The sequence below is a fragment of the Methylocapsa sp. S129 genome, from assembly GCF_009765995.1.
GTDB lineage: Bacteria > Pseudomonadota > Alphaproteobacteria > Rhizobiales > Beijerinckiaceae > Roseiarcus.
In genome coordinates this window covers 262,166-272,941 of the sequence record NZ_LMUI01000059.1, presented here as the reverse complement: position 1 = coordinate 272,941, position 10,776 = coordinate 262,166, and the positions used below count along the sequence as shown (strand labels likewise).

Annotated in this window: 13 protein-coding genes and 1 pseudogene; 1 reads left to right on the top strand and 13 read right to left on the bottom strand. The window is 63.5% G+C overall.

The genetic code is table 11. The features are described 5' to 3' along the window. Positions 1 to 446: pseudogene (locus GSQ90_RS29850) on the top strand (hypothetical protein); the annotation flags it as partial. Positions 447 to 526: 80 nt separating this feature from the next. Here GSQ90_RS29850 and GSQ90_RS29845 read toward each other — a convergent pair. The 13 genes from GSQ90_RS29845 to gspG form a co-directional block, all read right to left on the bottom strand. Next, positions 527 to 760, bottom strand: coding sequence for a hypothetical protein (locus GSQ90_RS29845; RefSeq protein ID WP_158818621.1), 234 nt, complete (start codon positions 758 to 760; stop codon positions 527 to 529). A gap of 39 nt (positions 761 to 799) precedes the next feature. Next, complete coding sequence (locus GSQ90_RS29840; RefSeq protein WP_158818620.1) at positions 800 to 1,864, bottom strand: hypothetical protein; 1,065 nt, start codon at positions 1,862 to 1,864, stop codon at positions 800 to 802. A 22-nt stretch (positions 1,865 to 1,886) separates the two neighbouring features. Further along, positions 1,887 to 2,792, bottom strand: a complete 906-nt coding sequence (locus GSQ90_RS29835; RefSeq protein WP_158818619.1) for a glycosyltransferase family A protein — start codon at positions 2,790 to 2,792, stop codon at positions 1,887 to 1,889. 35 nt (positions 2,793 to 2,827) lie between these two features. Then, entirely contained in the window at positions 2,828 to 4,168 is a 1,341-nt protein-coding gene (locus GSQ90_RS29830; protein ID WP_158818618.1) for a methyltransferase domain-containing protein, read from the bottom strand. Positions 4,169 to 4,380: 212 nt separating this feature from the next. Further along, positions 4,381 to 5,310: a right-handed parallel beta-helix repeat-containing protein gene (locus tag GSQ90_RS29825; RefSeq protein ID WP_158818617.1), complete on the bottom strand. Its 930-nt coding sequence runs from the start codon at positions 5,308 to 5,310 to the stop codon at positions 4,381 to 4,383. Positions 5,311 to 5,555: 245 nt separating this feature from the next. Next, positions 5,556 to 6,173, bottom strand: coding sequence for a hypothetical protein (locus tag GSQ90_RS29820; protein WP_158818616.1), 618 nt, complete (start codon positions 6,171 to 6,173; stop codon positions 5,556 to 5,558). After that, positions 6,155 to 6,709: a type II secretion system protein GspM gene (gspM, locus tag GSQ90_RS29815; protein WP_158818615.1), complete on the bottom strand. Its 555-nt coding sequence runs from the start codon at positions 6,707 to 6,709 to the stop codon at positions 6,155 to 6,157. The genes GSQ90_RS29820 and gspM overlap by 19 nt, the downstream gene beginning before the upstream one ends. Continuing rightward, on the bottom strand, positions 6,706 to 7,779 hold the full coding sequence (locus tag GSQ90_RS29810) for a PilN domain-containing protein (RefSeq protein ID WP_158818614.1): 1,074 nt from the start codon (positions 7,777 to 7,779) through the stop codon (positions 6,706 to 6,708). Before GSQ90_RS29810 ends, gspM begins: the two co-directional genes overlap by 4 nt. A gap of 39 nt (positions 7,780 to 7,818) precedes the next feature. Continuing rightward, positions 7,819 to 8,724: a general secretion pathway protein GspK gene (locus GSQ90_RS29805; RefSeq protein ID WP_158818613.1), complete on the bottom strand. Its 906-nt coding sequence runs from the start codon at positions 8,722 to 8,724 to the stop codon at positions 7,819 to 7,821. 17 nt (positions 8,725 to 8,741) lie between these two features. After that, positions 8,742 to 9,467, bottom strand: a complete 726-nt coding sequence (locus GSQ90_RS29800) for a prepilin-type N-terminal cleavage/methylation domain-containing protein (RefSeq protein WP_158818612.1) — start codon at positions 9,465 to 9,467, stop codon at positions 8,742 to 8,744. Then, on the bottom strand, positions 9,464 to 9,859 hold the full coding sequence (locus GSQ90_RS29795; protein WP_158818611.1) for a prepilin-type N-terminal cleavage/methylation domain-containing protein: 396 nt from the start codon (positions 9,857 to 9,859) through the stop codon (positions 9,464 to 9,466). The genes GSQ90_RS29800 and GSQ90_RS29795 overlap by 4 nt, the downstream gene beginning before the upstream one ends. Further along, positions 9,846 to 10,304 carry a prepilin-type N-terminal cleavage/methylation domain-containing protein gene (locus tag GSQ90_RS29790; protein ID WP_158818610.1) on the bottom strand — a complete coding sequence of 153 codons (459 nt, stop codon included), beginning with the start codon at positions 10,302 to 10,304 and terminating at the stop codon, positions 9,846 to 9,848. The genes GSQ90_RS29795 and GSQ90_RS29790 overlap by 14 nt, the downstream gene beginning before the upstream one ends. Continuing rightward, positions 10,288 to 10,758, bottom strand: a complete 471-nt coding sequence (gene gspG, locus GSQ90_RS29785) for a type II secretion system major pseudopilin GspG (protein WP_158818609.1) — start codon at positions 10,756 to 10,758, stop codon at positions 10,288 to 10,290. Before gspG ends, GSQ90_RS29790 begins: the two co-directional genes overlap by 17 nt. Positions 10,759 to 10,776: the final 18 nt, after the last annotated feature.

The window sequence follows — 10,776 nt, the reverse complement described above, 5'->3', positions numbered from 1 at the left end:
CCCCCCTCCCCCCCCCCCGCCGCTACGATACATTGTCGGGCGGCGAGCAGAGGCGGGTTCAATTCGCCCGCGCGCTGGCGCAGCTTGAGGCAGGCCGGTCGATCGCCGACCGGCAAGCGTTGCTGCTCGACGAGCCGGTCGCAAATCTCGATCTACGTCACCAACTCGCCTTGCTTGACGCGGCGCGTCTGGCGGCGGCGCGGGGCGTCGCCGTTCTTATCGTCCTCCATGACCTCAATCTCGCCGCACGTTACGCCGACACGCTGGCGGTCATGCGCGACGGCGCCTTTGTCGCATGCGGCCCGCCCGCCGCCGTCCTCTCCGCAGGCCTGCTGTCCGACGTGTTTGGCGTCGACCTCGCCGTGACGGGCGGACGCGCGAACAACGGCCTTTTCGTCACGCCGACGCACTGGATCGAACCGGAATTCGTTCCCTCAAATCGATGATCGCTAGGAGCATACCTTCAGCGTTGTGGCTCGGGGTGCGGGCGAGCGCGGTGATGCGGTGGCCGGACATGATGATGGGCTCAGGGCGTTGAACAACCACCCGGCCATTTGCCATCCGCCTCGTGGTAGAGATCGGTCAGGCGATTGCGGGTCTTGCTCTCATAGCGGCGATCGAAGGCGACGATTTGCTTGGTGGTGAGTTGCGCGCGCCAGCCGAGCGGTTCGAAGATGTCGTTGTCGGTGATGGAGGTTCGCTTGCCGCCAGGCGTCGCTCGCGATCCCGGACGCTTCTTTCTGAGTGCTGATGTCTCCATGGTGGGATTGGGAGCGCGGAATGCTTTCCGCGCCGCGTCTCAAACGGCGACACGCCAGATGGCGCAGCCGTCGATCCCGCGAGGCAGGCGGTCGAGAGAAAGCATGAGCGCCCCCGTGTCAATCCATGACATCGTCTCGTCGAGAGGAAACTTCCAGGCCTCGAAAGCCGGCAGCGTCGGCGTCCCCAGGCCTCGAATCGATCCAATTTCGTCGATGGCCAGCGCGCCAACATCCCTGATCGAAATCGATCTCATCAGCGGCCCAAGCGTCGCGCCGATCTCGACGCGCAGCATACCGCCGTCCCGCTCCAGCGCGGTATAGACGTTCTTATGCAGCAGCCCGTAGCCGTCTGCGTCCCCGGCTCTTGCGGCGATGATGTTCATTGCGCGCAGAAGCTCGGTCACGAAAGGCTCGGGCGAGGCATTGGAAATGGACTGAGCGTCGGCGGCGGCCGGCGAGGGGAGGCCGAGCTCTCCTTCGAGGAAATCGGCAGTCAAACCGCGGGGATGGGTGAGCGCTGCGTCGAAGCTCCTAATCGACAGGCGTCTCGGCCCAAAAATCTCGGCGACGGCGTTCGCAAAGCGAATCGGCCCGAATATCGGACTGAGCGTCTGTGAGCTGAGCGCGTCGCGCAGAAAAACGTCGAAAGCGCCTTGGTGACCCCAGCGGACCTTGGTCGCCCAGCAGGAATGCAGATATTCGAGGCCATTGCGGATATAAAGCACGACGCGGTCGACGGGGCCCAGGAACGATTCCAGATTCAGCAAGTCCTTCCCGTCGAAGGTGCTGAAAATTTCCGACGATACGAGCCTGATCGGCAGGTCCGTCGACGCGATGCGACGCAGCTCTTCAGCGGCGAGGGCGCGCGCGCCGTTCCCCGCGGTGAAGATCTCGCGTTCCGGAAAAAATAAATCGTTCGGCCCCGTCAAATCGCGTGGCGCGCTGAGCCAGCACGCTAATCCGTGATGGCCGGTCAATCCAATCGGATCGACCGGATAGCAAACGCCCTCGGCTGTCAGCCAATCCCGATTGGCGGAGAGAAAGTCCTGGATCGTTGTCGTTCCGGTCTTATGTGGCCCGGCGTGGATGATCGTCGTCGTCATTTCAGCGGCGCCGCGTCATCCATCACTCGCTGCGCACATGAGCGCGCGCCATTGCGGCGGACAGTTCGATCGAGGCAAGGACGGCGCGCGGCGCCGAGCCCAAGAAAATCGCCTGCCGATTCGGGCGGACATAGCCGTGGCCGCGTATCCGGTGGTATTCCTCGGCAAAGAGCGCCTGGGGCGGATTGAGAGAATTCGTGGCGACGCCTCCATGCACTTGGTGGAAGGTCGCCTCGCCGAGCAGCATGATGACGCAAGATGACGGATCGGCGCATAGACGCTCCCAGATGTCAAGATTGGCCAAGCCGCCTCCCGGCGTCACGAAGGCGGCGTCGTAACCGCCAATTTCGCGCCAGTGACCGGCCTTGAGAAACAAGGCGTTCGCTTCGGCTGGCAGGTCGAACCACCCTCTGTCGGACGAGCCGGCGAAAGCGGAAATCTCGAAGAGACGGTAGGAATCCTCCTCCCATTTGCTCGATTTGAGGAGTTCATCCTCTACGGCCTGATTATAACCGTTCTTGACGCTGTCCATTTGAACCTTAGGCCCCAGATGGAAAGCCAAGGTGCCGACGACCGGCCGCTCATGCAGACGGAACGCCAGCCGCGCCGCCGCGAGCATGCCAGGCGAAGCCATTCGAGCGCCGTCGATGAAGACGCCAACGATCTCGCCACGCGCCATGGCCAGACCCTTATTGATCGCTGGAACCGGGGATTGCGTTGGATGCTCGATATGATGGACGATGAGATCCGGAATCCAGCGGCGACATTCGGCCTCGTCGAACGGGTGAACCGAGCCGTTGTCGACGACGATGACTTCGTAATCCTCTGCGGCGATGTCGCGTTGCATGCTCGGCGACAGCGAGCGAATGGTGCGGGGCAGTTCGCGCGTCATATTGTAGCTGACGACGATGACGGAGAGTTTCTTCAAGCCGGAGGTCATTGGAGAGGCGAACCGATCTTTAGTTAGGAGCCTTGATCGGAAAGGCGCAGGCGCAACATTTGGACGACCTCGTCTGACGCCCGCGCTTCGGCGCGTGCAGCCTTGAGCGTCTCCGCCAGGAGCGGCAACGTCAACGAAGCGGCCGATCTCGCCTCGGCCCGATTCAGGATCTCGTCTGGCGGGCTTAGCCGCTCATCGGCGTAAGACCGCACGATCGAATTGTAGTTGCTCCACAATACCCGATTGCCGGAGTCCAAACCAGCGACCAGCAAAAGCCCAGTCGGCGAAGCATTGATAGGAAGAAGGAAGAGATCCTGACGCCATTGACGCAGGCAGGCGTAGATTTTCCAAACGTCGCCTGCCCAGACCCGGCTCCGCCGAACGCGCGCCGCCTGCGTCGAGTGATTCGGAAAAATGTCATCGAAGACGACCAGCGCACCTGGCTTTGTAAGGCGTTCGACATGCATGAAGTCGCGCAACGCATATTCGAAAAGATGCAAGCCGTCGATGAAGACGAGATCCGGGAGGTTCTCCAGCGGCGTGTGCGAGAGATCTTCGAAGAAATCATCGCTGGTCTTGGTCTCTATTCGCGCCGTCAACGGAAGACCGACCTTGATGTCAGGCTTTGGATCGACGCCGATCGCTTCGCATTGCGCCAGCTTCAGGCTGTGGCCATGCCGCACTCCAATCTCCAGATAGAGGGAAGGCGCGAGATCGCGGTGGAGGCCCGCAAGCACGTCGAGATAGGATGCATCGCCCTTGGTCGCCTCTTCCTCCGGAGAATTCGGAGGATCGCCCGGACCATAGGCGGCGTTGGCCGCAGGTCTTCCCAATGGCGACGATGGCGGAAGCGCATGCCGGCGAAAAACCCCGACCAGATCGTTCCACGGACCGCGTTCGTCAAGCCAGACGTCGACCAATTGGCAATTGGCGTATTTGGCCAGCGCGGCATAGGCGTCCGGATAAAATCGATAGCAATCGACCGGGCAGCGCTGGATCGGCCCCGCCGACGGCGCGACAAGGAAGATATAGCCTCCGGGCTTGAGCACGCGCGCCATTTCGGCGAATGCGAGCCAAAAGAATTCCCAATGTTCAAGCATCTGTCCTGAAAGGACGACGTCGATCGAGGCGTCGTCAATCGGCAGCTTGTATGGGTTCTCCAGAACGAGGGAGACGCCGTCGCCCGCGGCGAGATCTGCGCCGATATAGTGAAAGCGACTGTCGCTGAAAATTTCGCGATAGCTTCCGTTGACGTCCGCGGCGCCGATGTCGAGTACGATGACATCGGACGCCGCGGCGAGCGGGCCATTTTCGACAAATCGGTGGTAGCACGCTCGCATGTTCTCAAGGGAGCTCGCGTGCATATTAAGACTTTCACCGCCGCGCATGCTCCATCGAGAGCCGATTCTCGCCAACCGCCAGATCCGGCTCGATGCGGTCTCGCAGGCGAAACCGATTTCGGTCTGTAACCTAACACGATTACAGCGGCCGGCTCAAGGCAGGCTGCTGCAAGCAAGGCAGAATAACGGCGGCGCTGCGACCGACCGAGGGGACGCCGCGCCGACGCGAGACGCGATTATTGAGCCGTGATCGTCCCTGTCGGGGCGCCGCTGGCGTTGTTCGAGTTGGAATTGTTTCCGTAGGATAGCACAGCGCCGCCCAATGCGCCGATGCCGGCGGTGACATTGTCATAAAGCCCGACGCGGGAAATCCGGAGCGTCGCCCCAGTTCCCGAAGAAGCCACCCCGTAGGCGCCATTGTTGTCGGCGATCGAGTCCTGAACATTCACCTCGCAGGCAAGGCTCGTCGAGGCGGCGATGATCCCGTTGGACGAGCTTTCGCTCATCTGGCTACGGAAGACGGTGGCCTTGCCGGAATCCTGGACGCGCAATCCATATTTGTTCTGGCTTGCCGTCACATTGACCAAAGTCGCGACGGCGCTTTGCCCGCTCGGCGCGACGAGGACGCCTCCGCCGACATTTTGCGTGATCATCGTATCGACGATCTTGAGGACGGCCTGCGTGCCGCCCGACGGGGTGAAGTTAACGCCGATATTTTGAAAGCCGAAAATCTGCGCATTCTCGATATTGACGTTATTTGCCGCGACGATGTTGACGCCATAAGTGCCGGGGGTGGTGGTGGAGCCCAGGCCGTTGATCTGGATGTTGCGAAGGATCACGGTGCCGCCGGGAGCGTTGATCGTGATTCCCGGCGTGCCAGCGACGAGAACCGAGCTCAAGCCGCCGCCGCTACCGTCGATCGTGAGGCTCTTCGTGATGGTGACGCCGCCGAACCCGCCCGGATCCAGCGTGTCGATCTCGCCGCCCGCTGCCGTCTTTGAAATTGCGCCGGCGAAAGTCTTGCATGGCGCGGTTCGCGAACAGGGATTGGCGTCATCGCCGACGCCGGAAACCCAGGTGCGCGTCGCCTGAGCGAAAGCTGGCTCGGCGGCGAGCCCGACGCCGAGCGCGAAGATGAGAGTCAAGAAAAAGGAAAGCCGTTTCATTGTGATCCCCCCATAGACAGCAATGTAGTTGTGTATCAACGCCGCCGGATACGATCGTAACGCCATCGCCCCGAATGACCGTCGGATAGGCCGGGCCACTTCAATTTAAATCAAATTATATCACATTGTCGAGAACCCTGCCAGCCCCGCGATGGTGTCGCGTCTATGACTGGAAGCATCTCCAAAGTGAAGCTCTGAGCGGGCGGGGCGTGAGCGCCGTCAAAACGCCGGAACGCCCGCGGCGGTCAGAGATTGTCGGCTGCGGTCGCCGGTCGCGGCGTCAAGTTTTGCAGCGCCGTCGCCGGGTTGGTGTCGCCGGGCTTGGGCAGAGCCAGGGTGATCGACCGCTCGTCTTTCTCCACGACGGCCGAGCGGAACGCGACCGAACTCACCCGCCAGCCGGATTCTTCTTCGCCTTCTTTCAGGCGTTTCACGATTTTGGTGTTGGTGTTGTACAGCAGTGCGAACCGGTCGCTATCGCCGACGATCGTGCCGACAAGGATCAGCGGCGGCGGTTCAGGCGGCGCCGGCTTGAGCGCCACCGGCATGGGCGCTGGCGCCGCGACCGCCGCCACAACCGGCGTGGGCGGCCGGCGCGAGGGCGAGAACAAAGGGCGATCGCGCGTCGCCGAAAGCGTGCGAATCGGAATCGCCCAGAGCGGATTGCCGATCGGCGCCGGCTTGGCTTGGGTGGGGGTTGGGTTCGGCGGGCTGGCCACGTCGACATCCGGCGCCGCCCCGCCCGAGAGCGGCGCAAGCAGCGGGTCCGCTCGACCGGATTCTCTCGCCGCGACGCTCTGCGCCAGGCCGAGCGCGACGGCGAGCGCGAGGAGCCTGACGCGCTTCACTTTGCCGGCAGCCATTGGCCATAGACCCCCATGGACGCCCTCACCCTCTCGGTTTCCGTCTCTCCCACCGCCTGCGGAGCTTGAACGGACAGCACGTCGACGAAAAGAAACGGCATGCCCGCTTCAAGGTCGTAGAGAACCTGCTGCACAGCGGGCTGGGCGATCTCGAAATTGGTCGTCAGCCTGACGAAACCCTCTTTCGATTCTGGGCCATCCAGCTCGATTTGGGAAGAGAGAACATTGCCGCCCGCCTTCATGACGGCCCCTCCGATCCGCTGCTGAAGGGTGGCCCCCGCGATCGTAACGCTCTGTCCGTCGAGAAAGGGCGATCCCGTCGCGCCGAGCTCTCCGGAGCCGTCGGCAGGCTTCTTGCGGCTGTCGAGCCGGTCAAGCATTTCGGCCTGCGTCGAAACCGCGCTAGCGCGGTCGGCGAGGCTCGAAAGCGGCCATAGGGCGAGGACGATCAGGCAAGCGACGACGGCGGCGTAGGCCAAGGCGGCGGAGGCCTGTCGGCGCGTTAGGTTTGTGCGACGGATCGGGGGTTCGCTCATGGCGGCGTCGGGAAAACGGGCTCGATCTGAGCCTCGATGTGGAAGCGCTCACCGTTCTCGGTCGGCGATTTGGTGGTCGGCGCGAAAAACGTCGCACGTGAGAAATGCTGCGATTGTTCAATGAGGCGGATCAACGCAGGCGCGTCGCGCGTCAAGCCGGCGATCTGCAGGCGTCCGCGCTCGATATGAAGCTCCGTCAGAAACGTATTGTCGGGAAGCGTCTGAGAAAGCGCCTCGATAACGATTACGCTCGCCGGCGTCGATCGCTTTCGAGCCTCAAGCCCGGCCAGCGCCTCGTCCGCCGCGCTGCCACGACTATTGAGCAGTGCGATCCTTCTGTCCGCGATGCGGTGGGTCAGATCGAGCGCTTCCGCATCGAGGCGAGCGCCGACGATGACCGCGGCGGCGATCGCCGCGCCGAGCGTAAGGCAGGCGATGAGTAGAATCGCAACGAGCGTCTGTTTGATCCGGCGCGTGTGCAAACCGCCGCCGGCCTGTTGGGCGAGAATCCGGATCGGCGTTGGCGCGCCCGGGGCCTCGGCGACGGTCGCCAACGCAATCGAATCGGCCCCGAATTCAGCAAAGGCTTTTAGGATCGGCACGATCGCGTCGCGCGCAGTCGCGGCCACGGTGATTTCGATCCGCTCGCCGGCGGACGGTGGCGAATCGCTCCAACCGAAAACGGCCTCGGCCGCCGTCCATGGCGTCAGCCGGTCAATCTGGGCGCGCACGATTCCTTCAAGAAATTCGCTCGCGCGTCGCGGCAACTCCAAGGGACGGAAAACGAAACGCGAGGCCTGGAGCTCGATCGCAATCTGGCTGCCCGCGAGGCTCGACCGCGTCTTCGCCGGCATCGGGCCGACGAGCTTGCCGTCGGCGACGCGCAGCAGAGTTCCGCCGCCGGGCCCTGAATTGCCGGTCGCTCCCAACAGAACGAAGGATCCGTCCGCCTGTTCCACGAATTGCGCTTTGTGCGGCCGGCGGAGCCATTCGCCGGACCAAGCGATCGCCAGCGCTGCATCGTTAAGCGTGCTCGACAGCCAGGCGAAAATCCGACGAAGTTCGTTCAAGACGCACCTGCCAGCGCTCCCGCGCGAGTCGGCACTCGATCAGAGGGGCCCGTCAAAGTCATCGCGCCAATATAGCATACGGAAGGGCTCGTCGCCATTGTCGAGCAGAAGAAAGACGACCTCGGCGTGGATGCTCCGCTTGTGGTCCAGGTCGACGCTCATCAGCGCGCGAAAGGCGCTGCGTCCTTGGATCGTGGTGTATTTCGCTGCGTCGCCGAGAGCCTGGAGCAAGGCGGGTCCATCGTCGGGGCGTCGCACGCGCTGCGCCAGCGCCCCGTTGAGTATCTCCGGCGTCATACCCGGCAAAGCAGCTAGCGTTTCGGGAGCGGCGTTCAGCGCATCGATCTCGGCGCGGCCGTTGTAGACCGTTACCAAAGGCAGGACCCGCTCAACGACATAGGGCGGTATGTTGAGCACCAGCGACAATTCAAGCGCATTGGCGAAGGGAGCCTGCCGCGGCGGATAAGACGCGCCCGCGGTCTTGTAGAACGCCGCTTCGTCGCCGTCGGCGCCCTCCGGTTGCGGCCGTTGCCGCCAGCCGGTGACACGATCGGCGTAGCTTGTCGCCGCGCCTTCGCCGACCCCGATCGCCTCGAACAGTCCAACCAACAGCGCCTTCGGCGCGGCGTTGAGATCGATTCGAGCGCCTTCCGACCGATATTGCACCGCAATATTGACCTTCCCGACATGGGCCGTGAAGAGCCCGTTGGTCGGACGCGCGCTCTCCGGCGCGTTCAGCAGTTGATAGGCGGCGAGTTCGACGCCGGCGCGGATCGACGCCTCCGCTTGCAGGCGATCATCCGTCACATGGGAGGTCGCGACAGTGCGGGAGACGTAGACCGAATAGATCAACGCAAGCGTGGCGAGCGCCATGATCATCCACAAGACGGCGACCAGGATGAAGCCACTCTCGCTCGTCTCGTTCTTGCCACGGGGGTGGCTCATCGTCGCGCCGTGCCTCCTCACAACGTCTGCTGCGCCGCCGCCGCTCCCTCGCCGCCCGGCTTGACGTTCGTCGCGCATTGGCTTGGCGATTTCTCGCGCATGCAATCGGGCGCAACGTCAGCGTGAATCTGGGCGGCGGTGGAGGCGGCGAGCACCTGCTGGGTCACGGCGTCGCGCACGGTGATGCGGACCGCCGTGGGCAGGAGCGGACTGGGACCCCAAGCGTTCCGCCATATCCGATCGGGTCCGGCATAGGCGAACGAGACGCGGAAGGGCGCGCGCACCAGGACCACTGGATCGACGAAATTGAAGCTCGATGCGCTGCTGCCGTTCGGCAATGGCGCGAACGACGCCCTGCTGCGAACCAAAACGAAGCCGCGATCGTCGACGGTCTCGGAGAAACGGACCACCTCGAGATGCGGCGCGGCGTTCGGTCCAAGCGCCGAACGCACGAAAATCACCGATAATTCGCCGCCTTGAAAGACGAGATCCTTAGTTGAGTTGTTGAGCGTGACGAATTCCGCGGATTCGAGATCGGCGACGATCCGCTCAATCCCCAGGCTCAAGGTATCCGCGCGCTGGACATCGGCGAAGCCATGGCGCCAGTTCGGCATCCACTGCGCTGAAATCATCGTCAGCGCGTAGATGATGACGCCGGAGAGCGCGAGGGCGAGCAAAGCTTCGAGCAGCGTGAAGCCGGCCTCGCCGTCTCCAGCCCTCGCCTTTTCGCTGAGCCCGCTCATTTTTGCGGCCTCTTGCGCAGGCGGATCGTATCGACCTCGACGATCGATCCCTCGGGTGACAGGACGCGCAGCGCGATCGCCTGCGCCGCCCATGGACCGGACGCGGCGGCGAAAGCGGGCACATAGGGCTTGGCGTCGACCCGCCATTGATAATTCTCAAGCGCGCCGGTCAACGCGCCACTGGCCAATTCGTTTCGGCCCGGCAGTCCGGCAACGATCTTGCGCGCCGTTTCGACTTCCGCGACATGCCGCCCCAGCGCCGCGCCGGAGCGCAGGCTGCCGCCGGCAAGCTCGCCGATGGCGCCGAGCGAGATGGCGAGGATCGTCAGCGCGACCAGGGTCTCGATCAGCGTGAAACCCGCCTCGCTCGGGCGCTTTCTATGGCTTTTCAACTGCAACGACCTCGACGCCTCCGGTTAGCCAATTGACGCGAATCTGATAGACGACGCCGAGCCGCGACAGGGCGATCGCGCCGCCGCAGGACATGCCGGACGGAAAAAAGTCGATCGTCGCCTCCACGGCGCGCGCGCCGCAGCGTTGCGGCAGAAGCGCGTCGAAGCCGACGTCGCGCGGCAGCTCGACGCTTCGTTTGCTCGCGCCGGAGCGAACGGTCATCGTGAGCGGGTCGAGCGCCGTGGCGACCGGCGCGCCGCCGAGCATGGCGGCAAAACGATCGGCCTTCAGTAGCGCCGCCACATCCAAAGCATAGGCCTCCAGGCGCGGACGCGACGTCGCCCTCGGCAGCGCCGGCAAGGACAAAGCGGCAAGCAAGGCGACGATGGTGAGAACGCAGACCGTCTCGAGCAGCGTGAAGCCGGACTCACCGTCCTGCGTCACGACTGCCGCCTGCGCTTTTGATAGTCGACGAGGAATCCGCCCCTTCCTGACCGCTCGGCCCGTAAGACGCGATCTCGTAGGGCGCGTGGTCGCCCGGCGTCCGATAAACATAGGGATGCCCCCAAGGGTCGGCCGGAACATAGGGCGTCCTCAGATAAGGTCCGTTCCAGGTCTCGGTCGACGCCGGCCGCTGGACCAGCGCCGAAAGCCCGACGTCGCCTGAAGGATAGCGGCCGTTGTCGAGATAATAGAGGTCTAAGGCGGCTGAGAAGCTTTCGATCTGAATGCGGGCCGTCTTGACCTTGGACTCGCCGAGATAATTAAGGACCCGCGGCCCCACCAGTCCGACGATCAGGCCGATGATGGTGATGACGACGAGCATCTCGATCAATGTGAAGCCGGCCTCGCTCGAATCGCGCCTACCGGAGCCACACTTTGTCCTTGCCTGTCCCATGTCACGCTCCCTGCGGCT